Source organism: Serpentinimonas maccroryi (assembly GCF_000828915.1).
In the GTDB taxonomy this organism is placed as follows: domain Bacteria; phylum Pseudomonadota; class Gammaproteobacteria; order Burkholderiales; family Burkholderiaceae_C; genus Serpentinimonas; species Serpentinimonas maccroryi.
Map to the genome: position 1 here is coordinate 2,329,391 of NZ_AP014569.1, position 24,114 is coordinate 2,353,504.

Consider the following 24,114-nt stretch of genomic DNA (forward strand, 5'->3'; position numbering starts at 1 on the left):
GCGCGGCTTAGCTTGCTGCCCGCAGCCACGCCGCCGCGCGCTCGCCGATCATGATCGAGGGCGCGTTGGTGTTTCCGCCGACGAGCGTGGGCATGATCGAGGCATCGGCCACACGCAGCCCCGCCAGGCCGTGCACGCGCAGCTGCACATCCACCACCGCGCCCTCGTCGGCCCCCATGCGGCAGGTGCCCACCGGGTGGTAGATGGTGTCGGCGCGGCTGCGCACCAGCTGCTCCCACGCCGCTTGGCCCTGCAACTGCTCGTCGAACAGCGGCGTACCGCGCCACGGCTGCAAGGGGCTGCGCAGCAAAATCTCGCGCATCTGTTGCGCGCCTTGCACCAGCAGTTGCAGATCGCGCGCATCGGACAGGTAGGCCGGGTCGATCAGCGGCGCGGCCAGCGGGTCGGCGCTGTGCAGGCCCACCCGGCCGCGCGAATGGGGCCGCAGCACGCAGACGTGGCAGCTAAAGCCGTAGCCCCAGTGCAGCTTGCGCGCGTGATCGTCCACGATGCCGACGCAAAAGTGCAGCTGCAGATCGGGGCGGTCCAGCTCGGGCTGTGAGCGCCAGAAGGCACCGCCCTCGGCGCTGGGCGAACTCAGCGGCCCGCTGCCGTCGCGGCGCCACTGCCGCCAAGCCGTCAAGTGCTGCCAAGCGGCCCCTAGGCCGATGCCAAACAGATCGGTGCGGTCGCTGCGGTACGAGAGCGTCAGGTCTAGGTGGTCTTGCAGGTTCTGCCCGACCCCGGGCAGGCGGTGCAGCAGCGGGATGCCGTGCCGCTGCAATTCCTCCGCCGGCCCAACGCCCGAGAGCAGCAGCAACTGCGGCGTTTGCAAGGCGCCGGCACACAACACCACCTCGCGCCGCGCGCGCAGGCTCAGACTGCGGCCGCGTTGACGCGCCTGCACCCCCACGGCGCGCCGGCCCTCGAACAGCACGCGGGTGGCGTGGGTGCGGGTGAGCAGCGTCAGGTTGGGGCGCTGCAGCACCGGGTGCACAAAGGCCGCCGCCGCCGAGCAGCGCTGGCCGCGCCGGACCGCGTCGTGAAACTGCGTGACCTGAAACAAGAAAGCCCCATCCTGCCGCTCGCCGTTGTAGTCCGGGTTGGGCGCAATGCCGTGCTGCGCGCAGGCCTCGACAAATGCGTGCGTGATCGGCCGTGGGCTGACCTGATCGGCCACATGCAGCGGTCCGCCGACGCCGCGCCAGCCGTTGGGGCCGCGCTGGTTGTGCTCGCTGCGCATGAAAAAGGGCAGCACCTCGGCGTGCGACCAGCCCGCTGCCCCGGCGGCGGCCCAGTCGTCGTAGTCGCTGCGGTGGCCGCGTGCATACAGCATGGCGTTGATGGCCGACGAACCGCCGAGCGCCTTGCCGCGCGGCTGGTAGCCACAGCGCCCGAGCAAGCCTGGCTGGGGCACGGTCTCGAACGCCCAGTTGTTGTATTTGCAGGGGCGTGCAGGCAGCAGCGCCACCACCCCGGCGGGCAGGCGGATGGCCAGGTCGCGGCCCTCGCCGCCGGCCTCCAGCAGCGCCACAGTCACTCCCGGGTCTTCGCTCAGGCGCGCGGCCAGCACGCAGCCGGCCGAGCCGCCGCCCACGATCAGGTAGTCGAAGGCATCGCTTGGGGGGGCGGATATCATGGCCTCCATGCTAGCGCACAATCCACTCTAACCCCAGCAGCGCCCCATGCCCGACAACAGCCCCTACGACCCCGAACAAGGCGACTGGCAAACGCTCACCACCTTTGCCGTGGCCACCGAGGCGTGGCTGCTGCAAGGCCGGCTGCAAGCCTGCGGCGTGCCCACCCTAGTGGCCGACGACCAGATGGCGCAGACTTACTCCCTGCTGGCGCAGGCGATTCCGGCGCGCGTCATGGTGCCGCAGCGGCGCTGGGCCGAGGCCGAGGCGATTCGTCAAGCCTGGTTGCGTGGCGAGTTTGCGCTGCGCGACGACGACCCTGATGTGGACGCCCGCCCCGGGTAAGTCCCTATGCACAATCGTGGTGCGCACGCATAAAATCAATTGGTTCGTTGCCCGCAGCAACCAAATCTGCGGGCAACAAAGGGCAGAAGAGACGCGTCGTACCCATCACAATTCGAAGCTTGGACTTCCATTCCGGCGCATCAGCCGGTTCGCACCAAGGCGCCACCAAGAGCACCCTGCAGCGCAAGCACCCAGCCAGCCTCGAGCTGGCTTTTTTTTGCTCGCCAGCGCCGCCGTGGCCATGGCCGCCGCCCGGGTGGCGCGCTACAGCGGGTGCTCGGTGTAAAACCGCCCGCCGTGGTAGAGCAGGGGGCGCACCTCGAGGCGGTGCTGACAGCGCTCGACTTCGCCCACAAAAATCACGTGGTCGCCCTCTTCGTAGCGGCTGCGGCTGCGGCATTCAAAGCTGGCCACCACCCCGGGCAGCAAGGGCACGCCACCCAAGCCTTCCGCAAACTCCACCCCCTGCCAACGATCCACCCCCTGCGCCGCGAAACGCAACGCCAAATCGCGCTGCTGCGCGCTCAGCACATGGATGGCGTAGTGCTGGGCCTGCATAAACACCGGCAGGGCACCAGAGCGCAGCCCCAAGCTCCAGAGCACCAGCGGCGGCTGCAGCGACACCGAGTTGAAGGAGTTCACCGTCAGCCCCAGCGGTTGGCCGGTGCTGGAGCGGGTGGTAACGATCGTCACGCCGGTGGCAAAACGCCCCAGCGCGGCGCGCACGGTGTCAGGAGTGGGTACATGCATTGTTTAACGCAGAGCTTGGCTGCACCGCATCAGGCTTGGAGGATGTCAGCCAGTTGCAAAGTACATACCCGGTCGCGCCCCTGCCTTTTGGCTTGGTACAGCGCCCGGTCGGCCATGAGCAACAAGGTGTCTGCAGCTTGGCCGGGCTCAGGCAATTCGCACGCCACGCCTGCGCTCAAAGTGAGCACACCGCGCTCGCAGCCTGCATGCTCCAAGGCGCGCTCGCGCACCCTGTCTAGGGCCAGTTGCGCCTGCTGCAGCGCTCCGTACAAATCGGTTTCCGGCAGCAGCATGGCGATTTCTTCGCCACCGTAGCGGCACACCACGTCGAGCGGTCGGATGGCCAAGGACTCGATCACGCCCGCCACAGCCTTGAGACAAGCATCGCCCTGCACATGGCCGTAATGGTCGTTGTAGCTTTTGAAGTGATCGACGTCGAACAACACCAATGACAGCGGCCTGCGCGCACGCAGCGCTTGGCGCCACTCACGGGCGTACATGAGGTCGAAATGGCGCCGATTGCCGATGTCGGTGAGCGCATCGAGGTGCGCCATGGCGTGCATGCGCTCAGCCTGCTGCTTGAGCAGGCGTTCGCGCGCCACCGCCGGCGTCACGTCGCTGACCTGGATTAAAACCAGGCGCTCGCCCGCCGCCTGCGCCACTTCGGCGGGCATGGGCATGATCTGGATGGATTGCTTGAGCCGCTTTTCGGGCGTCGCTGGGCCTGTGGTGGCATACAGAGGCAGCTCGGCTGGATTCAAGGATTCCGAGAGCAAGACCGGAAAACCTGTGTTAAGGCAGTGCTGCAGGCGCGACGCGAAGTGGCTGCCACGCAAGCCCGGAAAGACTTCGTACAGCTCGCGCCCTACAACCTGGTTCGCTGGCAAGCGTGCCCGTCGCAGGAGCCAAGGATTGGCAAAACGCACCTGGAGCGCAGTGTCCAGCACCAGCACGCCGAGCTGAACGTTGCCCAAAACCCACTCGAAGCCCAATGTGGAAGGCGCGGCAATCTTGCTCATCATTCGCACTGCAAGCGCTTGATCAGCGCAGCCAATTTCCGCTCGAGCAACGCAGCAGAGCAGACGTCGAGCACAAACACCAGGTAACCCTCGATGCGCCTGGAAGCGATCTCGAAGCGTACCTGCAGGCTCAGCAACGGCCGGCTGTGGTCGTGCTCGGTCAGCAAGACGTCAGAAACCACCCCCAGCTCCACCTCGGGCAAGGAGCCCTCGAGCGCCAGCTCAAGCTGGTCCGACACACTGGCCAGCACCGAGTTGAGCAAGATGTTGCCGATTTCGGCCAACGCCTCCTGCTCCATTTCGCCCAAGTCTTCGAGCGGCAGGTTTTCGCCGACCATGATCTGCACCAGGCGCAAGCTCTGCGCAGCCGGGAACATGAGCAGGGCCTCGGTGCACAGCTCGCCTTCGAAGGTTTGGCGCACAGCGCTGATGCGTGCACCCGGGTCGGAGCTGAACTGGTCCAGCACGGCCTGCTTGCTTAACAGCTCGACTTTGGGCACCGTCAACAGCACCGGCTCACCGGCCAGTTGGCTCAGGGCACTGGCCGCTTGCCCGACACCGAGGTTGAAGACCTCGACCAAGGCATCGTGTTCAAGTTCGCTCAGCTTCATGCCGCCGCCTGAAAATGCCGCACCACCTGCTCTATAGCGGCTTCGGTCACCGGCTTGGAGACAAAATGCACCCCCAGCAGATTGGCGCGTTCGCGGCTGCTTTCTTGGACATTGGCTGTGAGCAAGACCACGGCCACTTGGGGATAGAGCTCGCGCAGTCGCTGTGCAGCGTCAAAACCACTCAGGCCAGGCATGTTTACATCCATGGTGACGAAATCGGGCTGCCAGTGTAGCGCCTGCTCCAGTGCGGCGTCACCCGAAACGGCCTCCTGCAGCTCCCAGTCCACACCAAGTGAGGCCACTTTGCTTTTGATGATCATGCGCGAGACGCGACTGTCATCCACGATTAAAAACCGTTTGGCCACCCTGTCACTCCTTGAACGTTTATTTTAAGCTATCCGGCAAATCTTTTCATTGTGCGCCACCCCAAGGCGTCAATCAAGCCCTAAAAACGAAAAATTTATGTTTGGATTTTGGCCGCTCATGCGCAGCGCCAGCGCGCGGCCCGAGCCGGGGCCGAGCGTCCAGCCCAGGGTGCCGTGCCCGACGTTGAGCCACAGCCCCGGGATGCGGCTGGGGCCGATCAGCGGCACATTGCTGGGGGTGGTGGGGCGCAGACCGCACCAAAACTGCGGCTGGCCACCGGCCTCGGGCAAGCGCGTGTCGGCCACCCCAGGAAACACCGTTTCGATGCGCTGCAACAGACGGGCGCAGCGGGCCCGCGCCAACGGCGTATCGAGCGCGCGGTCCATGCCCGCCAGCTCGAGCGTGCCCGCCACCCGCAACTGGTCCCCGAGGCGCGAGACGGCGATTTTGCATTCATCGTCGATCAGGCTAATGTTGGGCGCGCGCTCGGGTTGCAGCAGCGCCAGCGTGGCGCTGTAGCCTTTGCACGGATAGACCGGCAACTTCAAACCCAGCGGCTGCGCCAGCGCCACCGAATCGCTGCCACAAGCCAGCACAAAGGCGTCGGCCTGCAGCACCCGGGTCACGCCGGTGTGCTGGTGCTTGAGCACCGCGCGCTTGAGCACGCCGCCTTCGAGCGCCAGGTGTTCGATGTGCTGCTCGTACAGCAGCTGCGCGCCTGCGCCCTGACAACGCCCCGCCAGCGCCTGGGTGAAAACCCGGGCATCGCCGTGTTCGTCGGTGGGCGTGTAGCAGCCACCCACCAAGCGCTCGGCAAAGGGCTGCAGCGCCGGCTCGAGTTGCAGCAGCTCGTCGCGGTTGAGCGCGCGCCGTGGCACCCCGAGCGCACGCACCATGGCGCTCACCCGCTCGGCGCCCTGCAGGCTGGCGGCATCGGTGCAATAGAGCGCAATGCCGCGCTGGCTGCGCGCGTACTCGATGCCGGTTTGCGCGCAAATGTCTTGCAGCGCTTGCTGGCTGTAGCGCGCCAGCGCCACCAGTTGCCGCAGATTGTGGGCAAAGGCGCCGTGCGTGCACTGGCGCAAAAAACGCAACAGCCACGACCACTGGGCCCGATCCCACTGCGGCCGCAACAACAACGGCGCTTGGTTCTGCAGCATCCAGCCCAGCGCCTTCAAGGGGGTATCGGGGTGGGCCCAGGGCACGCTGTAGCCGACCGAGATTTGGGCCGCGTTGGCAAAGCTGGTTTCCAGCGCGGCATCGCTTTGCCGGTCCACCAGCGTGACCTCGTGCCCGGCTTGCAGCAAATGCCAAGCGCTGCAGGTACCGATGATGCCCGCCCCAAGGACCACGACACGCATTCAGGCTCCTTTCGTGGGCCGTTCCAGACCCGTTGATCGGCCGATTTTGCCCCATTCCCGCTCCCGGCCAAGCGAGGCGCGCAAACTGGGCGCCGGCAGGCGCTAAGCTCTGTCGGCAACGGGGTGCGGCATGGGGCACTCGATCAGATGCTCAGGCAAAAACCCAGCCTGTTCGTTTTTTTCCGCATACCCCAGCGGGTTGGCCACCACCCGGCAGCGCCCCACCCGGTAGTCCTGGGCGCAGTGCAGGTGCCCGTGCAGCCACAGGTCGGCCAGCGGCAGCAGCTCGTCGAGCGTGTTGCAAAAACCAGCGGTGCCTGGGTTGATGCCATAGCGCGGGTCGTGGCTGCGCAGGCTGGGGGCAAAGTGTGTCACCACCACCGTCGGCCCCGCGTGCGGCTGCGCCAAGGCGGCGCGCAGCCAGTCTTGACAGCGCAGCGCCTGCTCGCGCATGGCGGCGGCGTCAAAACCCTGGCCGTGGCGCAGCGTGTGCATTTTGCGCAGGTAGTGGTTGGCGGCGCGGTAGGCGCGTTCGCGCAGTTTGAGGCGCCGCGCCAACGGGTCGGCGGGCAGGCCGCGGCCGCTGGGGGGCAGTTCGGCCAGCGCGTCAAAGTCGCTCCACAAGGTGGTGCCGACAAAGCGCACGCCCTGGTAAAACCACTGCTCGCGCTCCAGCCAGACGATGCCGAGGCGCTCGCAGCAGGCGCGCAGCGCCTCGTGGGTGGCGTCGAAATCGAGCCCATCGTATTCGTGGTTGCCAGGGCAAAACAGCACCGGCGTGGGCCAGCCGGCGTATTGCGGCAAGGGTGAGAAGCGGCGCAACCCCCAATCGGGTTCGCGCATCCGGGGCGGAGCCGCCAGCGCACACGGCAGGGGCGGCGCATGGGCAACGGTTTCCGCGGCTGCGCCCGCAGGCACGGCTGGGGACACTGGAGCGCGCTGGTAAGAACCGATGTCACCGGCCAGCACCAACACATCGGCACCACGGGCCGGGCGGGCTTGCCAGGCGGGCTGGACCTCGAGGTGCAAATCGCTCAACAGCTGGATTTGCATAAGGTAGGCCTCTGCCCCCATCGGGGGCCACCCGGATACGGCCCGCTCCCGTGCCAGAGCCGCCAATCGGAATCAAGCTGTAAGGATTTGCAAAAAGGCTTGGCAGACATCTAGGGTTTACCCTAATATCGGGGCCTGTTTATGCTGCATTGCAGCAAAAGGAGTGTGACGATGTCTTCATCGACCAACGATTCGGCGCGCCTGTCGGCAACGGCGCCCGCCACAGCAACACCAAACCCTGCTGTACAGCACACCGTGTCACAGCGCCTTTGGTTGCGCCCGCTGGCGGTGCTGGGGCTCGCGGCGGGCGTGGCCTTGCTGGCGCTGGCCAGCTCAAGGTGGCTGAACACCGAAGCAGACGGGTTCCTGCTGTGGGCGTGGATGGCTTTGTGGGCGCTGCTGTTTGTCGGCTGCTTGGTGCTGTCCGGCACCACAGGCCGCATGAGCCAGCGCGTTGCCTGGGCCTTGAACCAGTGGGCGCGTCGTCGCGCTCTGGCCCGCGCCGACGCCCGCTTCCTGGCGCTGGCACAACACGACGCCCGCTTGCAGGCTGAATTGCGCATGCAACAGGATCGGCAATCGGCCGCAGCGGGCTGAGCGGGTTTCGTGGGCCCAAGAAATTAAGCCACCGCCTCGGCCTCTAGGCGCTGCTCCAGCCGCTCCTTGACTGCCCACAGCTCGGGCGGCAGGCGCTGCGCCAGCTTGTCGAAGTGCTCGGCGTGGTTGGCCAGCTCTTGCCGCCACTGCTGTGCATCGACGGCGCTCACGGCCTCGTACTGCTGCGCGCTGAAAGCCAGCCCGTCCCAGTTCAAATCGGTGTAGCGCGGGCTGGTGCCAAAGGCGTGTTCCTGCCCTTGCGCCTGGCCTTCGAGGCGCTGCAGCATCCAGTGCAGCACGCGCATGTTGTCGCCAAAGCCGGGCCAGACGAACTTTCCGTCGGCGCCTTTGCGGAACCAGTTGACACAGAAAATCGCCGGCAGCTTGGCGCCGCTGGCGCTCAGCTTGGCCCCGAGGTCGATCCAGTGCTGGAAGTAGTCGCCCATGTGGTAGCCGCAAAAGGGCAGCATGGCAAAGGGGTCGCGCCGCACCACGCCTTGGGCGCCAAAGGCGGCGGCAGTGGTTTCGGAGCCCATGGTGGCGGCCATGTACACGCCCTCGTTCCAGTCGCGCGCCTGCGTCACCAGCGGCACCGTGTCGCTGCGCCGGCCGCCAAAGATAAAGGCGTCGATCGGCACCCCGGCCGGGTCGTCCCAAGCGGCGTCGAGCGCCGGGTTGTTGGTGGCCGACACGGTGAAGCGCGCATTCGGGTGCGCCGCCTTGGTGCCGCTGGCTTGGGCCCCTTGCGGCGTCCAGTCGCGCCCCTGCCAGTCGATGGCATGCGCCGGGGCTGGGCCCATGCCCTCCCACCAGACGTCGCCGTCGTCGGTGCGCGCAACGTTGGTAAAAATCACGTCGCGCTCGAGGCTGCGCATGCAGTTGGGGTTGGTGAGCGTGTTGGTGCCAGGGGCGACGCCAAAGTAGCCGGCCTCGGGGTTGATGGCGTACAGCCGCCCATCGGCGCCGGGCTTGATCCAAGCGATGTCGTCACCCACGGTGCTCACCTGCCAGCCCTCGAAGGCCTTGGGCGGGATCAGCATGGCGAAGTTGGTTTTGCCGCAGGCACTGGGGAAGGCGGCGGCGACGTGGTACTTTTTGCCTTGCGGGTTGGTCACGCCCAAAATCAGCATGTGCTCGGCCAGCCAGCCGGGGTTGCTGCCGCTGCCTTGCGCGGCGGCGCGCCCCATGGTCGAGGCGATGCGCAGCGCTAAGCACTTTTTGCCCAGCAGCGCGTTGCCGCCGTAGCCGGAGCCATAGGACCAGATTTCGCGCGTCTCGGGGTAGTGCACGATGTACTTGGTGGCCGGGTTGCAGGGCCAGACCGCATCGGCCTGCCCCGGCTGCAGCGGCGCGCCGACGGTGTGTACACAGGGCACGAACTCGCCGTCGCGGCCCAGCACCTGGTACACGGCGCGGCCCATGCGCGTCATGTGGCGCATGTTGACGACCACGTAGGGGCTGTCGGAAAGCTCGACGCCGATGTGCGAGATCGGCGAGCCCAGCGGCCCCATGGAAAAAGCGATCACGTACAGCGTGCGCCCGCGCATGCAACCGGCAAAGAGCGGTTGCAAGGTGGCGCGCATCTGCGCCGGGGCCATCCAGTTGTTGGTCGGGCCGGCGTCTTCGGGCCGTTCGGAGCAGATGTAGGTGCGGTCTTCGACCCGCGCCACGTCGGAGGGGTCGGTGCGGGCGAGGTAGGAGTTGGGGCGCTTGGCAGGATTGAGGCGCTCGAGGGTGCCGGCCGCGACCATCTGCTGGCACAAGCGGTCGTATTCGGCCTCGGAGCCATCGCACCACTCGATGCGCTCGGGCTGGCACAGGGCGGCGATTTCGGCCACCCAAGCCTGCAGGCGGGTGTGCTGGACCCAATCGGGTGCGTTCAGGGCCAAGCCCGGTTGCGCAGGTGCGTTCATGCAATCAACTCCTAAAGCTAAAAAACAAATGTGGAAAAACCCCGCTTCAGGGCCTTTCCAAATCTGTTTTTTGGGCTGTGTGGAAGTGGGCCTAGCGGGCGGCCTGTAAGCGCAACATGAATTTAATGAAAAGCGTGTGAAATTCTCGGAATTTTATTATGAACCGCAAAAGTCCGCGCACCTTGGGCGGGCTTGGGGTTGCCGCCAGTGGTGCCGCGCGAAGCACCCAGCGTGACCGCCTTCAAAGCCGGCGCTCGAGCACGCGCAGCACTTCCTCGCCGTAGGCTTGCAGTTTTTTCTGCCCTAGGCCGGGGATGCCTTGCAGGTCGGCCAAGGTGCGCGGCAGGCGCTGCGCCAGCGCCTCGAGCGTGGCGTCGTGGAAGATCACGTAGGCGGGCAGGTTGTGCTCGCGCGCCACTTCGGCGCGCCAGGCTTTGAGCGCGGCCAGCGTTTCGCGCGCCGCCAGCGGCAGCGTGTGGGCGGCGCTGCGCGCGCGCGCCGTGCTGGCCGGGGCGGTGCGGGTGTGGGTTTGCAGCTTGAGGCTCACGCTTTGCTCGCCTTTGAGCACGGCGCGCGCGCCCTCGCCCAAGCGCAAGGTGTTGAAGTGCGCGCCATCGACCCACACCGCCGTGCGCGCGATCAACTGGCGCAGCAGGCTGCGCCATTCGCTCTCGCCCAACTCGGCCCCGATGCCAAAGGTGCTCAGGCGCTGGTGCCCGTGCTGCTGCACCTTCTCGGTGAGCTTGCCGCGCAGGATGTCGATCAGGTGCCCGGCCCCGAAGGCACCGCCGCTGGCCTGCTGCACCCTGAAGATGCACGATAGCAGCTTGCGCGCCGCCTCGCTGGCGTCCCAGGTCTGGGGCGGCGCGAGGCAGTTGTCGCAGTTGTGGCAGGGCTGCGCGCCTTGGCCAAAATAGCCCAGCAGGCGCACGCGGCGGCAGTCGCTGGCCTCGGCCAAGGCCAGCAGGGCGTCGAGCTTGCCGCGCATGACCTGCTTGAACTCGTCGGCGGCCGGGCTGGCGTCGATCAGGCTGCGCTGCTGGATCACGTCTTGCAGGCCGTAGGCCATCCAGGCGTTGGCGGCCACACCGTCGCGGCCGGCGCGGCCGGTCTCTTGGTAGTAGCCCTCGATATTTTTGGGCAAATCGAGGTGGGCGACGAAGCGCACGTCGGGCTTGTCGATGCCCATGCCAAAGGCGATGGTGGCGACCATGATCAGCCCGTCTTCGCGCAAAAAGCGGTCTTGGTGCCGCTGGCGCATGGCCGCATCGAGCCCGGCGTGGTAGGGCAGCGCCTGCAGGCCGTGCGCCGCCAGCTGCGCCGCCACGTCTTCGACCTTGCGCCGCGACTGGCAATAGACCACGCCCGCGTCGTGCTGGCGCTGGCCGTTGACCACGCTGCTGTGCTCGCGCTCGATGAAGCGCAGCAGCTGCTGCAGGCTGTCCTTTTTCTCGACAATGCGGTAGCGGATGTTGGGCCGGTCGAAGCTGCTCACGAAGGCGCGCGCCTGTTGCAAGCGCAGCTGCTCGACGATGTCGGCGCGCGTGAGCGCGTCGGCGGTGGCGGTGAGGGCGATGCGCGGCACGCCGGGAAAGCGCTCGTGCAGCGCCACCAGCCCGCGGTAGTCGGGCCGGAAATCGTGCCCCCACTGGCTCACGCAGTGCGCCTCGTCGATGGCGAACAGGCTCAATGCGCCGCGCTCGTACAGCGCTTGCAGCTGCGCCATGCAGCGCGCCGTGGCCAAGCGCTCGGGGGCGGCGTAGAGCAGCGTGAGCTCCCCGCTGAGCATGCGCCGCTCGACTTCGCTGGCTTGCTGCGGGCTCAGGCTGGAGTTGAGGTAAGCCGCTTCCACACCGGCCTCGAGCAGCGCGCCCACTTGGTCGTGCATGAGCGCGATCAGCGGCGAGACCACCACCGTCAGCCCCAGCCCGGCGCGCTGGCGCACGATTGCCGGCACCTGGTAACACAGCGATTTGCCGCCGCCGGTGGGCATGAGCACCAGCGCGTCGCCGCCGTCGCTCAAATGCGCCACGATCTCGGCTTGCGCGCCCCGGAAGGCGGGGTAGCCAAACACTTCTTGCAGCACCTGCAGGCAGCGGTTTGCCGTGGCAGATTGGGCGGCAGGAGCGGCAGGCGCCGCCAGCGCGCCCGGCTCTGGTGCCGCTGGCGCCAAGCCAAGGCCGGGCTCTGGCTGCAGCGCCCCCAAGGGTGCCAGCGCCGCTTCAGCCACGGAGCGCAGTCAACGCGGTCAAAACCGGCTTCACATTTGCTCCCACGGCAGGCCGTCGAAGCGCCAGCCGTTGCGCGTGGAGCGGTGAAAATGGGCGTCGAGGTCGCCCTCAAAGCCGTGCAACACGTGCGCCACCTCGCTAAAGCCGGCCGCTTCCAGCGCCGCCCCGGCTTCGAGCGTGCGTTTGCCGCTGCGGCAGATCAGCAACAGCGGGCGCTCTTTGCTGCCGGCTTCGCACTCCACCTGCTGCACGAAGCGCTGCGCGTCGGGCTTGAGCTCGGGGTACTCGTACCACGGCACCTGCACCACCCCGGGCGGGCGCCCGACGTAGAGCGACTCGACCTCCATGCGCACATCGACGAACAGCGGCTCCGCATCTGCCGCGCGGCGTGCTTGCAGCCATTCCCAAGCTTGGCGGGGTAAGAGGTGTTGCATGGCCTTATTGTCGCTGCAGCAGCCGCGCCGCCTCGCGCGCAAAGTAGCTCAGAACGCCGTCGGCGCCGGCGCGCTTGAAGGCCAGCAGGCTCTCGAGCATCACGGCGTCGTGCGCCAGCCAGCCGTTTTGCGCCGCCGCCTTGAGCATGGCGTATTCGCCGCTCACCTGGTAGGCAAAGGTTGGGACGCGGAATTCGTCTTTCACCCGGCGCACGATGTCGAGGTAGGGCATGCCGGGTTTGACCATCACCATATCGGCCCCTTCGGCCAAGTCGAGCGCCACTTCGCGCAGCGACTCGTCGCTGTTGCCGGGGTCCATCTGATAGACCTTTTTGTCGGCGCGCCCAAGGTTGGCGGCACTGCCCACGGCGTCGCGAAAGGGGCCATAAAAGGCACTGGCGTATTTGGCACTGTAGGCCATGATGCGCGTGTGTACGTGCCCTTGCGCCTCCAGCGCCTGGCGGATGGCGCCGATGCGCCCGTCCATCATGTCGCTCGGGGCCACGATATCGACCCCAGCCGCCGCTTGGCACAGCGCCTGCTGCACCAGCACCTGCACCGTGGCGTCGTTGACGATGTAGCCGCTGTCGTCGAGCAGGCCGTCTTGGCCGTGGCTGGTGTAGGGGTCCAGCGCCACATCGGTGAGCAGGCCCAGCGCCGGAAAGCGGCCTTTCAGCGCCGCCACCGCGCGCGGCACCAGCCCGTCGGGGTTGAGGGCTTCGCGCCCGTCGGGGGTTTTGAGCGCCGGGTCGATGACTGGAAACAGCGCCAGCGCCGGAATGCCCAGCGCGACGCATTCTTCGGCCACCGGCAGCAGCCGATCGAGGCTCAGCCGCTCCACGCCCGGCATGGAAACCACCGGCTCGCAGCGGTTGGCGCCGTCGAGCAGGAACACCGGGTAGATCAGGTCGTGCGCCGTCAGGTGGTGTTCGCGCACCAAGTCGCGGCTGAAGGCGTCGCGGCGCAGGCGGCGTGGGCGCGACAGGGGGTAGGGGGCGGGGGGCAGGCTCATGGGCGTATTGTGGCAAACTCTGCCGCAAGGGTGCGCTTAGGTCCCGCGCGCCTCGCCCTAGGTTACCCCAGCCTGCCCCAGCCTAACCGCCCCCGAAGTGCGTCCCCATGACCCCAACCGATTCTGACGCAGCACCCACCAACCGAAGCCTAGGCGCCAGCGAGCTGCCGCCCGCTGCGCCCGCCACCCCCGACCCGGCGTGGCGCATGGCCGAGCACTGGCCCGAGCTGAGCGCGGCCTTGAGCAGCCAAGCCGCCGAAGCGGCGGACCGGGTGCTGCGCGGGCTCGAGCTGCTGCGCCAGCGCGAGCGCCTGAGCGCCGCCGAAATGCGCGTGCTGGCCACCCCGGCCCTGCGGCTGCAGCAATGCGCCAAGCAGGCGCAACAGATTCTGCGCCTGCAAAGCGGGCAGGCGCGGCAAACCCACGAAAAAATCGATCTGGCGCAAGTGATCGAGGCCGCGCTGGACGACCGGCGCGACGAATGGGTGGCCCAAGGGCTGACGCTGCAGCGGCAGCTGCAGCCGGTGGAGCTGTTGATCGACCCGACGCTGGGCTACAGCCTGTGCCACGCGATGGTGGACTGGGCGCAACGCTTTGGCGAGCACCTCGAGCTGTGCCTAGAGCGCGACCCGGTTCAGGCTTGCGCGCTGCTGCGGGTGCGCACGCGCGACAGCGGCCAGGCCGTGGACGCCGAGCGCCTGCTGCACGACGCGATCGAATGGCTGCTGCTGCGCCAACTCGCGGCTACCGACGGCGGCATCGAGCTGCAGCGCCGCGCCACCGACGAGGGCGTTGAGCTGAGCGCGCTGTTCCGCCGCACCGTGCTGGCCCTCTAGTACGTGCAGCCACAGGGCCTGTTTTCAGGCCAGCTCCATGGCTTCTATGGTATCGCGCACCACCGGCAGGGCACACGCCAACACCTCCAAGCTGGCAGCACCTAGGTTCAGCCGAATGGCGTGCGGATAGCTGACCGCCACCGCAAATGCTGACGACGGCGTGACCGCAATGCCCAGCTCAGCCAACCGCATGGTGAGCGGCTCGGCGCGCACCGCTTCGGGCAGGCGCACCCACACGAAAAACGAATCGGGATGCGACTGCAGTTTAAGCCCCGCCAGACAGCGCAACGCCAATTGCTGCTTGGCGCGGGCGGCGCTGCGCTTGTCCTGTTCCAGTCGGCGCACGCAGCCGGTATCGAGCCAGTGCGCCCCAAGGGCCGACATGAGCGTAGGCTGGCTCCAGGCAATGGCGCGCAGCGTGCGTTCACAGCGTGCCACCAACTGCGCCGGCAAGGCCACATAGCCCAGCCGCACGCCACCGCCCACGCTCTTGCTCAGGCTGGACACATACACGGTGCGCTCGGGCGCCAGTGCGGCCAGCGGCGGCGGCGCGGCGCTGGCCAGAAAAGCGTAGGAGGCATCTTCCAGCAACCACACCTTGTGGGCACGCGCCAGTGTCACGAGACGCTCGCGGCTGGCCAAGTCCATGACCCAGCCGGTGGGGTTGTGCAACGTGGGCATGGTGAACACCAGCTTCACTGGGCGCTGCTGCAACACGCGCGCCAAGTGGTCGAGGTCGGGGCCAGCATCGGTCCAGCGCAGCGGCTGCAGTTCCAGCGCCTGGGTCTGCGCCAGGCTGGTGAAGCCGGGGTAGGTGAGCTCGTCCACCACCACCACATCGCCGGGCTGCAGGAGCGCCATGACGGCGCATGCCAAGCCCTGCTGGGCGCCACCCACCAGCAGCACCTGTTCGGCTGGCACGGCCACGCCGACCTCGGCCAGGTGACGCGCCACGGCGACCCGCTCGGGCAGGCCACCGCCGACGGCTTGCGGCTCCATGAGGCGGGGCATCTGGCCCAGTTGGCGCAGGGCCTGCAGCGCGGCATCTAGCAAGGCACCTGCGTTGGGCGTGTCGGGGTAGTTGAAGGCCAGGTCGATAGGAGCTGGGCTCGGCATGGCAGCTTCAAGCCGGCGCTCGGTCAGGGCGTGGCGCTCGGCATCGGCCTGCCATTCGCGCACGAAGGTGCCGCGTCCGGTTTCGCCCACCACCAAGCCGCGGCGTTCCAACTCGCGGTACACCTTGCTGGCGGTGGCCAGCGCCACGCCATGCTGGCGCGCAAAGGCCCGGTGCGTGGGCAGGCGGGCCCCGGCGGCGTAACGGCCCGCGCGTATGGCCTGCACCAATTCATCCAGCAGGAGCGTGTGGCGGTGGGGGGCGGCGGGCATGGTGTGCCTTTAAGGTGGGGGGCGGCTTGTATATAGGACAATTTTTTGATTGTACTAATGTGCTGCCGGATACTGGCACTCCTTCCACTGGCACCTTCCACACAGAAGCCACACCATGTTCGACCTCACCCTGTCCGCCCTCACCGCCACCGCGCTGTTTGCCTTGGCCACCTCCATCACGCCGGGACCCAATAACACCATGCTGCTGGCCTCTGGGGTGAACTTTGGCTTCCGGCGCACGCTGCCGCACCTGCTGGGCGTGTCCGTGGGGCTTCTGGTCATTCTGCTGCTGGCCAGCGCGGGCCTGAAGCAATGGATGGTGGCGCACCCGCAGTGGCACGAAGCCATGAAATGGCTGGGCTCGGCCTACCTGCTTTATCTGGCGTGGCGGGTGGCCACCAGCCACAGCGGGGCGGTGGCGGCTGCAAGCGAATCCGGCAAGACCCCGCGACCGCTCGGCTTCTGGGGTGCGGCCGCGTTCCAGTGGGTCAACCCCAAGGTCTGGGTGATGGTGCTGGGATTCTTCAGCGCCTACGTGCCGACGGGCGCAGGCGTGGCCGGTGTGGTGCTGCTGTGCCTGCTGTTCAGCGCCGTGAACCTGCCCTGCGTGGGCGCCTGGGCGCTGGCGGGAGACCGGCTCAGCCGCTGGCTCACCGAAGGGCAGCGGCGGTTGTGGTTCAACCGCAGCATGGGCGCGCTGCTGGCGCTGTCGGTGTGGGGGGCTTGGGTGGGCTGAGGCTGGTTCAGCTCGACAGGTCCCAAGCGGTGGCCAACTATTCGCTCGGAAGCGCCCAGATCCACCCGGCGCGAACCGGAGCCTACAAGCTCAACCCGCCTTCACTTTCAAGCGCCAAGCGTGCAGCAGCGGCTCGGTGTAGCCACTGGGCTGGGCGCAGCCTTTGAACACCAGGTCGAGCGCGGCTTGGTAGGCGGCGCCGTCGGGGTGGGCCAGCAGGCTGCGGTAGGCAGGGTCGGCGGCGTTTTGGGCGTCCACCTTGGCGGCCATGCGCGCAAAGCTGGCGCGCACCTCGGCTTCGGTCACGACGCCGTGCAACAGCCAGTTGGCCACGTGCTGGCTGCTGATGCGCAGCGTGGCGCGGTCTTCCATCAGGCCGATGTCGTTGATGTCGGGCACCTTGGAGCAGCCCACGCCTTGGTCCACCCAGCGCACCACGTAGCCCAGTATGCCTTGGATGTTGTTGTCCAGCTCCTGCTGGCGTTCGGCGGCGCTCCAGTTCGGGCTGGTGGCCACGGGCACGGTGAGCAAACCGGTGAGCAGGGTGTCGCGCTCGGCGTCGGCGTCGGTGCGCTCGAGCTGCTGCTGCACCTGGGCCACATCGACCTGGTGGTAGTGCAGCGCGTGCAGGGTGGCTGCAGTCGGGCTGGGCACCCAAGCGGTGTTGGCGCCGGCCTTGGGGTGGGCGATTTTTTGTTCCAGCATCGCCGCCATCAGGTCCGGCATGGCCCACATGCCCTTGCCGATCTGCGCCCGCCCGCGCAGGCCCATGCCCAGCCCCACGAGCACGTTGTTGCGCTCGTAGGCGGCGATCCAGGCGCTGGCTTTCATCTCGCCCTTGCGCACCATGGGGCCGGCCTGCATGGCGCTGTGCATCTCGTCGCCGGTGCGGTCCAGAAAGCCGGTGTTGATGAAGGCCACGCGGCTGGCGGCGGCGGCGATGCAGGCCTTGAGGTTGACCGAGGTGCGCCGCTCTTCGTCCATGATGCCGAGCTTGACGGTGCTGTCGGGCAGGCCCAGCAGGCGCTCGACGCGGCCAAAGATCTCGGCGGCAAAAGCCACTTCGTGCGGGCCGTGCATCTTGGGTTTGACGATATAGACGCTGCCGCTGCGGCTGTTGCGCACCGCCTCGCCGCTGGGCAGGCGGCCGTGGCCTTGCAGGTCGTGCAAGGCGATGGTGGTGGTGAGCACGGCGTCGAGGATGCCCTCGGGGATTTCGCGCTGCACGCCTTGGGCGTCGGTGTAGAGCACGGCCGGGTTGGTCATCAGGTGCCCGACGTTGCGCACGAACAGCAGCGAGCGCCCGTGCAGGCGCAGCTCGCCGCTGCCGTCTGGCCGGGTGTAGTAGCGGTCGGGGTTGAGGCCGCGCGTGAGCGTGCGCCCGCCTTTGTCAAAGCTTTCGGTGAGCGTGCCTTGGAGGATGCCGAGCCAGTTGCGGTAGCCCAAGATTTTGTCTTCGGCATCGACGGCGGCCACCGAGTCCTCGAGGTCGAGGATGGTGGACAGCGCGGCTTCGAGCACCACGTCGGCGATGCCGGCCGGGTCGGTGGCGCCGATGGCGGTGCTGCGATCGAGCACGATCTCAAAGTGCAGCCCGTGGTGCTGCAACAGCAGGGCGCTGGGGGCCTCGGGCTGGCCGCGGTAGCCCAGCAGCTGGCCGGGGTGGCGCAGGCCGGTGTGCGCGCCGTCGTCGAGCGCCACTTGCAACTGGCCGCCTTGCACGCGGTAGCTGCGCGCGTCTTTGTGCGATTCGATCGCCAGCGGCGCCGCTTGGTCGAGGAAGTCGCGCGCAAATTCGATCACGCGCGCGCCGCGCAGCGGGTTGTAGCTGCGCCCGCGCTCGCAGCCGCCGACCTCGGGGATGGCGTCGGTGCCGTAGAGCGCGTCGTAGAGCGAGCCCCAGCGCGCGTTGGCGGCGTTGAGCGCGTAGCGCGCGTTCAAAATCGGCACCACCAGCTGCGGCCCGGCTTGCAGGGCCAGTTCGGCGTCCACGTTGGCGGTGCTGGCGCGCACGCCCACCGGCGGCGCCACCAGGTAGCCGATGCCCTCGAGGAACTGGCGGTAGGCGGGCAGGTCGGCGATGGGGCCGGGGTGCGCGCGGTGCCAGCGGTCCAGCTCGGCCTGCAGGCGCTCGCGCTCGGCCAGCAGGGCGGCGTTTTTGGGCGCCAGATCGGCGACGATGGCATCGAAACCGGCCCAAAAGGCCACCGGATCGACGCCAGTGCCGGGCAGCACCTGCTGGTTGACAAATTCGTACAAGGCGCTGGCTGCGTGCAGGCGGCCGACGGCGGTGCGGGCGGTGGACATGGGGTTAGGGCTCCAATAAGAACGAATGGGCACGCCCCGTCTGGCGGCGGCCGCAACATTTAAGTGTAATCGCTCAAAACAGGCTGTAGAGCAGCAGCGCCGCCATGCCCCACATCATCAGCGCCACCAGCCCATCGAGGGCGCGCCACAGGCGCAGCGACTGCAGGCGCTGCCCCAGCCAAAATGCCGCCCCGCCCAGCACCAAAAACCACAGGACCGAGCCGGTGGCCGCACCCAAGCCAAAGTCGGTGCCGGCAGCCCCCCAAGCCAGCGAGGCGGTGCCGATCAGCACCGCCGTGTCCAGCCAGGCGTGCGGGTTGAGCCATGAAAAAGCCAAGGCCGCCAGCACCGCTTGGCGGCGCGTGATCGGGGCCGCTGCGTTGGCCTGACCCGCTACCAAGCCCGTGCCCGCATCGGTCGCAACCGTGGCCCCTGATGCGGCCACAGGCGCCGCCGCGCCGAGCGGTTGCCGGCAGCGCTGGAAAGCCAACCAGCCGTAAACGAGCAAAAACACCACGCCGGCGCCCACCAGCGCCCCGTGCAGCCTGTCCGACAAGCCACCCAACTGCGCCAGCCCCAGCACCCCGAGCGCGATCAGCACCAAGTCGGCCAGCACGCACACCGCCACCGTCAGGCCCACGTGCTGGCGCTGCAGCCCCATGCGCAGCACGTGGGCGTTCTGCGGCCCGATCGCCATGATCAGCGACAGGCTCAGCAGCAGGCCGGCAAAAAAAGCCGGGGTGGACAGGGTCAGGGTCAAGACGGCACTCCTACAAATCGGGGGCGGCTGGCGCGCGCAACGCCGGCTGGGTTGCCTTGCAGTGTGCCGCAAGCCGCAGCGCAATTTAAGGGTTTTAAATTAAATTGATTCGCTTAAATTACACTTAACGCGGTGCACCGGCTCCGCGCTGCGCCACGCGCCTACCTCCTTTGCTACTCCCAGCCCAACCGCCCATGCTCGACCCACGCCAACTGCAAGCCCTGAGCGCCGTGGTGGAGCAGCGCAGCTTTGCCGCTGCGGCGCGCAGCCTGTCGCTGTCGGTGGCAGCGGTGTCGTTGCGCCTCAAGGCGCTCGAAGATGCGCTCGGCCAGCGCCTACTGGTGCGCGGCAAGCAGGTGCGCGCCACCGCCGCCGGCCAGACCCTGCTGGCGCACGCCAAACGGGTGCAGCTGATGGAGGCCGACTTGCTGAACGCGATCGCCGGTGCGGCTCCCGAGCCGCAGCGGCGCGCGCACTGGCACAGCCTGTCGGTGGCGGTCAATGCCGACTCGGTGGCGAGCTGGTTCCTGCCCGGTGTCGCGCCCCTGCTGCTGCAGCAGCGCCTGCTGCTCGATGTCTGGATCGACGACCAGGACCACACCCACGACGCGCTGCACAGCGGCGAGGTGATCGGCTGCGTCAGCACGCTGGCGCAGGCCATGCGCGGCTGCATGGCCGAGCCGCTGGGCACCATGCGCTACCGCTGCGTGGCCACGCCCGAGGTGGCGCAGCGCAGCCGCAGCCCCGCAGGGGCGGTGTCGGTGCACCGCCTGCTGGAGTGGCCGGCGGTGATCTTCAACCGCAAAGACGCGCTGCAAGACCGCTTTCTGGCGCAACACTTCGGCCTGCACCAAGCGCACTACCCGCGCCACTTCGCCCCGGCCATCGACGCCTTCGAGGCAGCGATCGACCTCGGGCTGGGCTGGGGCATGGTGCCCGAGCTGCACCTGCTGCGCCGGGCGGCCACGGCGGTGCCGCTGGTGGACCTGCTGCCCGGGGCCAGCGTGGCGGTGGCCTTGTACTGGCACCACTGGGCGCACGAGCCGCTCAGCGCGCAGCGCCTGACCGAGGCCGTCAAGGCCGCAGCGGCGGCGGCGCTGCCAAAGCCCGGTACAGCCACCGAGGCGGCCACCGGCGCGGCCGCACCCGACAAGCCCTAAAATCCCCCCATGCACAGTGTCAAATCCGAACTGCTCGCCGCCTTGGCGCGCGGGCTGAGAGGCTGAGCTCCGGAAGGGGCCGATACGACTTTGGGAGGATGGGGCCTACGCCCCCTGGATGCAGGTTTTTTCCCGACAATAAAGCTTGGTTATTCAAGCAAGGAACATCATGCACACCCCATCGATCGCGCACCCGCTGCTGCAGCAAACCTTGGGCCAGATCGCGCTGGCCATACCCGGGGCCACGGCCTTGTTGCGCCAGCACAAGCTGGATTTCTGTTGCCAAGGCGAACGCACCTTGGCCTTGGCCTGCGCCGAGCGCACCCACGAGTTGCCGGCCCTGCTCGAGCAGCTCGAAGCGCTGCAGCGCCAGAGCGCGCCGCTGGCCCCCTGCAGCGACCCGGCGCAGTTGATCGACCGCATTCTGGAGCGCTACCACGACACCCACCGGCAACAATTGCCCGAACTGGCGCGGATGGCGCGCCGGGTCGAGGCCGTGCACCAGACGCATCCTGCGGTGCCCGTCGGGCTGGCCGATTTTCTGGAGCAGATGCAAGCCGAGCTCGAAAACCACATGGCCAAAGAGGAGCAGATTTTGTTTCCGCTGCTGCGCCGCAGTGGCCAGGCGCCGATTCGGGGCCCGATTGCGGTCATGCGCCACGAGCACCTCGAACACGGTGCCAGGCTCGAGCGCCTCGCCGAGCTGACCTGCAACCACACCCCGCCGCCCGACGCCTGCACCACCTGGCGCGCGCTGTACGCCGGCACCGAGCGTTTGGTGGACGATCTGATGCACCACATCCATCTGGAAAACAACGTGCTCTTTCCGATGTTCGAGCGCTGAGGGGCTGAGCGGCTGAGGGGGCGGATGCTCAAGGGCTGACATGGCCCAGCAACAACGCCAGCCCGGCCACGAGCAGCAGCGTGTCGATGGCCACGCTCAGGCCGCGCACCCTTGGGCGCATGGGCCAAGGCGCCTGCCGCAACACCCCCCCAGCCATCGGGCCGCAAAAAGCGCCAGACTGCAGGCCACGCTGAGCACATGCAGGTGTTTGATGAACGCGTAGTGAACGCCGATTTCAGCCATGAAGCAAAGGGGCTGCGGCCAGCCGCTGGCTTCGGTGCATTTTGAGGCACATTTTTAGGTACAACGGCGCCGAAGGCCTAAAATCAAGGGTTATGCTCAGTGTCAAATCCGAACTGCTCGCCGCCTTGGCGCTCGAGCTGGAACGCCTCGCCCCCGGTGCCGCCAGCTTGGCGCGCTTCGAATCGCCCAAGCTCGCCGCGCACGGCGACTGGGCCTGCACCGCCGCCATGCCGCTGGCCAAGCAGCTCAAAACCCAGCCGCGCCAGCTGGCGCAGCAGTTGGTTGCGGCCTTGCAAGGCACGGCGGCTTTTGCGCGCTGGGTGCAGGCGCTCGAAATCGCCGGCCCGGGCTTCATCAACCTGCGCTTGCAGCCGGCGGCGCAGCAGCAGGTGGTGCGCGAGGTGCTGCAAGCCGGGGCGCGCTTTGGTTACCAGCCCGAGCACGGCCAGCGCGTGCTGGTCGAGTTCGTCTCGGCCAACCCGACCGGGCCGCTGCATGTCGGCCACGCGCGCCAAGCGGCGCTGGGCGACGCCATCTGCAACCTGCTGCAAACCCAAGGCTGGCAGGTGCAGCGCGAGTTTTATTACAACGACGCTGGGGTGCAGATCGACACGCTGGCGCGCAGCGTGCAGTTGCGCGCCCAGGGGCTGAAGCCGGGCGACCCCGACTGGCCCGAGGCCGCCTACAACGGCGACTACATCGCCGACATCGCCGCCGGTTTTCTGGCGCGCCAGAGCGTGCGCGCCGACGACCGCAGCTACAGCGCCAGCGGCGACCCGGCTGACCTCGACGGCATGCGCGAATTTGCCGTGGCTTGGCTGCGCCATGAGCAAGACCTGGACTTGCAGGCGCTGGCGGTGCGCTTCGACCACTACTACCTCGAGTCCAGCCTTTACAGCAGCGGCCGCGTGGCGCAAACCGTGCAGCGCCTGGTCGAATCGGGCCACACCTACGAGCAAGACGGCGCCCTGTGGCTGCGCAGCACCGATTTTGGCGACGACAAAGACCGTGTCATGCGCAAGTCCGCCACCATTGGCGCCGACGGCAGCCGCACCGAGGGCGGCTACACCTACTTCGTGCCCGACGTGGCCTACCACATCAGCAAGTGGGAACGCGGTTTTGCGCGCGCCATCAACATCCAGGGCAGCGACCACCACGGCACCATCGCGCGCGTGCGCGCCGGGCTGCAAGCGGCCGGGGTCGGCATCCCGAGCGGCTACCCCGACTACGTGCTGCACACCATGGTGCGCGTGCTGCGCGGCGGGCAAGAGGTCAAAATATCGAAGCGCGCCGGCAGCTACGTGACGCTGCGCGACCTGATCGAGTGGACCAGCCGCGACGCCGTGCGTTTTTTCCTGCTCTCGCGCAAGCCCGACACCGAATACACCTTCGACGTCGATCTGGCGCTGCAACAAAACAACGACAACCCGGTCTACTACGTGCAGTACGCTCACGCGCGCATCTGCTCGGTGCTGGCGGCTTGGGGCGGTGCGCCCGAGCAGCTGCAAGCGGCCGACCTGAGCCCGCTGCAAAGCCCGCAAGCGCAAGCGCTGCTGCGCCTGCTGGCGCGCTACCCCGAGATGCTGAGCAACGCCGCCGCCGATTTTGCCCCGCACGACCTGAGCTTTTATCTGCGCGAACTGGCCGCCATGTACCACAGCTACTACGACGCCGAGCGGATTTTGGTCGATGACCCGCTGCTCAAACACGCCCGGCTGGCGCTGGTGGCGGCGACCGCGCAAGTGTTGCACAATGGCTTGGCGCTGCTCGGTGTGAGCGCGCCCACGAAGATGTGAAACCCGCCTCCACCCACCCCTCTCGCACCGCAATACGACCGATGTACACCACGCCCCGTACCCGCCTCCGTGGCGGCACTCTGTTGGGTTTCGCTGCCGGCCTGTTGCTGGGGCTGGCGTTGGCGCTGCTGGTGGCGCTCTACGTCACGCGCTCGGAAACGCCGCTTGAGGACCGCAACACGCAGCGACCGGCCGGGTCTGCGGCACTGGAGGCCGAACAAAACCGCAACTGGAACCCCAACGCCGGGCTCTCGACCCGGCCGGCCGCGCCGGCTGCGCTGCAATCCCCGGATGCGGCTGCGGCCCCTCCCGCGGCACCTGCACCCACTCCCGCTGCCGCTCCCGCTGCCGCCGCACCCGCGCCCGCTGCCGACCCGCTGGCTCAGTTGATCGAGCAACGCACCGCTGCTGCCGCCGCCACTCCCGCAACTGCTGCCGCCGCCGGCATCAGCTACTTCGTCCAAGCAGGCGCCTTTGGCAGCGCCGAAGAGGCGCAGGCCCAACGCGCCCGACTCGCCATGCTGGGCCTTGATGCCAGCGTGAGCGAGCGCCAACAAAATGGCCGCACCATGTTCCGGGTGCGGCTGGGCCCCTTTGCCACCCAAGCCGAAGCCGACGCCATCGGCCAGCGCCTACAAGCGCAAAACGTGGAAACCGCGCTGGTGCGCGTGGCGCGCTAAAGCCTGCCCCCAGGTTTGCAACAGCTGGTAAAACCGC

Annotated in this window: 22 protein-coding genes; 8 read left to right on the plus strand and 14 right to left on the minus strand. The window is 67.8% G+C overall.

Going from position 1 to position 24,114, the window contains the following annotated elements; translation table 11 throughout:
* Window positions 1-7: 7 nt before the first annotated feature.
* On the minus strand, window positions 8-1,639 hold the full coding sequence (locus SMCB_RS10735) for a GMC family oxidoreductase (protein WP_045538054.1): 1,632 nt from the start codon (window positions 1,637-1,639) through the stop codon (window positions 8-10).
* Between the two features lie 46 nt (window positions 1,640-1,685).
* On the opposite strand from SMCB_RS10735, the gene SMCB_RS10740 reads away from it, so the two are divergent.
* Window positions 1,686-1,982 (plus strand): putative signal transducing protein, encoded by a 297-nt coding sequence (locus tag SMCB_RS10740; protein ID WP_045536946.1) that lies wholly within the window; start codon window positions 1,686-1,688, stop codon window positions 1,980-1,982.
* A gap of 264 nt (window positions 1,983-2,246) precedes the next feature.
* Here the strand turns inward: SMCB_RS10740 and SMCB_RS10745 are convergent, their stop codons facing one another.
* The 6 genes from SMCB_RS10745 to SMCB_RS10770 form a co-directional block, all read right to left on the minus strand.
* Window positions 2,247-2,732, minus strand: coding sequence for a flavin reductase family protein (locus SMCB_RS10745; protein ID WP_045536948.1), 486 nt, complete (start codon window positions 2,730-2,732; stop codon window positions 2,247-2,249).
* A gap of 29 nt (window positions 2,733-2,761) precedes the next feature.
* Window positions 2,762-3,754: a sensor domain-containing diguanylate cyclase gene (locus tag SMCB_RS10750; RefSeq protein WP_045536950.1), complete on the minus strand. Its 993-nt coding sequence runs from the start codon at window positions 3,752-3,754 to the stop codon at window positions 2,762-2,764.
* Window positions 3,751-4,362 carry a hypothetical protein gene (locus tag SMCB_RS10755; RefSeq protein WP_045536952.1) on the minus strand — a complete coding sequence of 204 codons (612 nt, stop codon included), beginning with the start codon at window positions 4,360-4,362 and terminating at the stop codon, window positions 3,751-3,753. The genes SMCB_RS10750 and SMCB_RS10755 overlap by 4 nt, the downstream gene beginning before the upstream one ends.
* Window positions 4,359-4,706, minus strand: a complete 348-nt coding sequence (locus SMCB_RS10760; protein WP_231851206.1) for a response regulator — start codon at window positions 4,704-4,706, stop codon at window positions 4,359-4,361. Before SMCB_RS10760 ends, SMCB_RS10755 begins: the two co-directional genes overlap by 4 nt.
* 90 nt (window positions 4,707-4,796) lie before the next feature.
* The gene (locus SMCB_RS10765; RefSeq protein WP_045536955.1) at window positions 4,797-6,089 is read right to left on the minus strand and encodes a D-amino acid dehydrogenase; all 1,293 of its coding nucleotides are present in this window, start codon (window positions 6,087-6,089) and stop codon (window positions 4,797-4,799) included.
* Window positions 6,090-6,191: 102 nt separating this feature from the next.
* Entirely contained in the window at window positions 6,192-7,142 is a 951-nt protein-coding gene (locus tag SMCB_RS10770) for a metallophosphoesterase (protein WP_045536956.1), read from the minus strand.
* Window positions 7,143-7,313: 171 nt separating this feature from the next.
* On the opposite strand from SMCB_RS10770, the gene SMCB_RS10775 reads away from it, so the two are divergent.
* Window positions 7,314-7,739, plus strand: a complete 426-nt coding sequence (locus SMCB_RS10775) for a hypothetical protein (RefSeq protein WP_144400352.1) — start codon at window positions 7,314-7,316, stop codon at window positions 7,737-7,739.
* A gap of 23 nt (window positions 7,740-7,762) precedes the next feature.
* Here the strand turns inward: SMCB_RS10775 and SMCB_RS10780 are convergent, their stop codons facing one another.
* From SMCB_RS10780 to hemB, 4 genes are all read right to left on the minus strand, one after another.
* On the minus strand, window positions 7,763-9,652 hold the full coding sequence (locus tag SMCB_RS10780; protein WP_045536960.1) for a phosphoenolpyruvate carboxykinase (GTP): 1,890 nt from the start codon (window positions 9,650-9,652) through the stop codon (window positions 7,763-7,765).
* A 241-nt stretch (window positions 9,653-9,893) separates the two neighbouring features.
* Entirely contained in the window at window positions 9,894-11,795 is a 1,902-nt protein-coding gene (gene recQ, locus SMCB_RS10785) for a DNA helicase RecQ (protein ID WP_231851292.1), read from the minus strand.
* A 117-nt stretch (window positions 11,796-11,912) separates the two neighbouring features.
* Window positions 11,913-12,317 carry a rhodanese-like domain-containing protein gene (locus SMCB_RS10790; protein ID WP_045536963.1) on the minus strand — a complete coding sequence of 135 codons (405 nt, stop codon included), beginning with the start codon at window positions 12,315-12,317 and terminating at the stop codon, window positions 11,913-11,915.
* A gap of 4 nt (window positions 12,318-12,321) precedes the next feature.
* Window positions 12,322-13,329 carry a porphobilinogen synthase gene (gene hemB, locus SMCB_RS10795; RefSeq protein ID WP_045536965.1) on the minus strand — a complete coding sequence of 336 codons (1,008 nt, stop codon included), beginning with the start codon at window positions 13,327-13,329 and terminating at the stop codon, window positions 12,322-12,324.
* A 107-nt stretch (window positions 13,330-13,436) separates the two neighbouring features.
* On the opposite strand from hemB, the gene SMCB_RS10800 reads away from it, so the two are divergent.
* Window positions 13,437-14,165, plus strand: a complete 729-nt coding sequence (locus tag SMCB_RS10800) for a hypothetical protein (protein ID WP_045536967.1) — start codon at window positions 13,437-13,439, stop codon at window positions 14,163-14,165.
* Window positions 14,166-14,189: 24 nt separating this feature from the next.
* Here SMCB_RS10800 and SMCB_RS10805 read toward each other — a convergent pair whose 3' ends face one another.
* On the minus strand, window positions 14,190-15,551 hold the full coding sequence (locus SMCB_RS10805) for an aminotransferase-like domain-containing protein (protein WP_045536968.1): 1,362 nt from the start codon (window positions 15,549-15,551) through the stop codon (window positions 14,190-14,192).
* A 115-nt stretch (window positions 15,552-15,666) separates the two neighbouring features.
* Between SMCB_RS10805 and SMCB_RS10810 the strand changes: the two genes are divergently transcribed.
* Window positions 15,667-16,287 carry a LysE family translocator gene (locus tag SMCB_RS10810; protein ID WP_045536969.1) on the plus strand — a complete coding sequence of 207 codons (621 nt, stop codon included), beginning with the start codon at window positions 15,667-15,669 and terminating at the stop codon, window positions 16,285-16,287.
* A gap of 90 nt (window positions 16,288-16,377) precedes the next feature.
* Here the strand turns inward: SMCB_RS10810 and SMCB_RS10815 are convergent, their stop codons facing one another.
* Window positions 16,378-18,594 carry a malate synthase G gene (locus SMCB_RS10815; protein ID WP_045536970.1) on the minus strand — a complete coding sequence of 739 codons (2,217 nt, stop codon included), beginning with the start codon at window positions 18,592-18,594 and terminating at the stop codon, window positions 16,378-16,380.
* Between the two features lie 73 nt (window positions 18,595-18,667).
* Window positions 18,668-19,348: a LysE/ArgO family amino acid transporter gene (locus tag SMCB_RS10820; RefSeq protein WP_045538058.1), complete on the minus strand. Its 681-nt coding sequence runs from the start codon at window positions 19,346-19,348 to the stop codon at window positions 18,668-18,670.
* Between the two features lie 200 nt (window positions 19,349-19,548).
* Here SMCB_RS10820 and argP point away from each other — a divergent pair, with 200 nt between their 5' ends.
* The 4 genes from argP to SMCB_RS10840 all read left to right on the plus strand — a co-directional run bounded on the left by argP (window position 19,549) and on the right by SMCB_RS10840 (window position 24,077).
* On the plus strand, window positions 19,549-20,514 hold the full coding sequence (gene argP, locus SMCB_RS10825) for an HTH-type transcriptional regulator ArgP (RefSeq protein ID WP_045536971.1): 966 nt from the start codon (window positions 19,549-19,551) through the stop codon (window positions 20,512-20,514).
* 169 nt (window positions 20,515-20,683) lie between these two features.
* Entirely contained in the window at window positions 20,684-21,358 is a 675-nt protein-coding gene (ytfE, locus tag SMCB_RS10830) for an iron-sulfur cluster repair protein YtfE (RefSeq protein ID WP_045536973.1), read from the plus strand.
* A 335-nt stretch (window positions 21,359-21,693) separates the two neighbouring features.
* Complete coding sequence (gene argS, locus SMCB_RS10835; protein ID WP_045536974.1) at window positions 21,694-23,397, plus strand: arginine--tRNA ligase; 1,704 nt, start codon at window positions 21,694-21,696, stop codon at window positions 23,395-23,397.
* 41 nt (window positions 23,398-23,438) lie between these two features.
* Window positions 23,439-24,077: an SPOR domain-containing protein gene (locus tag SMCB_RS10840; RefSeq protein ID WP_045536975.1), complete on the plus strand. Its 639-nt coding sequence runs from the start codon at window positions 23,439-23,441 to the stop codon at window positions 24,075-24,077.
* Window positions 24,078-24,114 lie beyond the last annotated feature (37 nt).

Excerpts from the sequence above, each read along its gene's own strand:
- SMCB_RS10735 (WP_045538054.1), bottom strand. The coding sequence starts at position 1,639 with ATGATATCCGCCCCCCCAAGCGATGCCTTCGACTACCTGATCGTGGGC.
- SMCB_RS10740 (WP_045536946.1), top strand. The coding sequence starts at position 1,686 with ATGCCCGACAACAGCCCCTACGACCCCGAACAAGGCGACTGGCAAACG.
- SMCB_RS10745 (WP_045536948.1), bottom strand. The coding sequence starts at position 2,732 with ATGCATGTACCCACTCCTGACACCGTGCGCGCCGCGCTGGGGCGTTTT.
- SMCB_RS10750 (WP_045536950.1), bottom strand. The coding sequence starts at position 3,754 with ATGATGAGCAAGATTGCCGCGCCTTCCACATTGGGCTTCGAGTGGGTT.
- SMCB_RS10755 (WP_045536952.1), bottom strand. The coding sequence starts at position 4,362 with ATGAAGCTGAGCGAACTTGAACACGATGCCTTGGTCGAGGTCTTCAAC.
- SMCB_RS10765 (WP_045536955.1), bottom strand. The coding sequence starts at position 6,089 with ATGCGTGTCGTGGTCCTTGGGGCGGGCATCATCGGTACCTGCAGCGCT.
- SMCB_RS10770 (WP_045536956.1), bottom strand. The coding sequence starts at position 7,142 with ATGCAAATCCAGCTGTTGAGCGATTTGCACCTCGAGGTCCAGCCCGCC.
- SMCB_RS10775 (WP_144400352.1), top strand. The coding sequence starts at position 7,314 with ATGTCTTCATCGACCAACGATTCGGCGCGCCTGTCGGCAACGGCGCCC.
- SMCB_RS10780 (WP_045536960.1), bottom strand. The coding sequence starts at position 9,652 with ATGAACGCACCTGCGCAACCGGGCTTGGCCCTGAACGCACCCGATTGG.
- SMCB_RS10790 (WP_045536963.1), bottom strand. The coding sequence starts at position 12,317 with ATGCAACACCTCTTACCCCGCCAAGCTTGGGAATGGCTGCAAGCACGC.
- hemB (WP_045536965.1), bottom strand. The coding sequence starts at position 13,329 with ATGAGCCTGCCCCCCGCCCCCTACCCCCTGTCGCGCCCACGCCGCCTG.
- SMCB_RS10800 (WP_045536967.1), top strand. The coding sequence starts at position 13,437 with ATGACCCCAACCGATTCTGACGCAGCACCCACCAACCGAAGCCTAGGC.
- SMCB_RS10805 (WP_045536968.1), bottom strand. The coding sequence starts at position 15,551 with ATGCCCGCCGCCCCCCACCGCCACACGCTCCTGCTGGATGAATTGGTG.
- SMCB_RS10810 (WP_045536969.1), top strand. The coding sequence starts at position 15,667 with ATGTTCGACCTCACCCTGTCCGCCCTCACCGCCACCGCGCTGTTTGCC.
- SMCB_RS10815 (WP_045536970.1), bottom strand. The coding sequence starts at position 18,594 with ATGTCCACCGCCCGCACCGCCGTCGGCCGCCTGCACGCAGCCAGCGCC.
- argP (WP_045536971.1), top strand. The coding sequence starts at position 19,549 with ATGCTCGACCCACGCCAACTGCAAGCCCTGAGCGCCGTGGTGGAGCAG.
- ytfE (WP_045536973.1), top strand. The coding sequence starts at position 20,684 with ATGCACACCCCATCGATCGCGCACCCGCTGCTGCAGCAAACCTTGGGC.
- argS (WP_045536974.1), top strand. The coding sequence starts at position 21,694 with ATGCTCAGTGTCAAATCCGAACTGCTCGCCGCCTTGGCGCTCGAGCTG.
- SMCB_RS10840 (WP_045536975.1), top strand. The coding sequence starts at position 23,439 with ATGTACACCACGCCCCGTACCCGCCTCCGTGGCGGCACTCTGTTGGGT.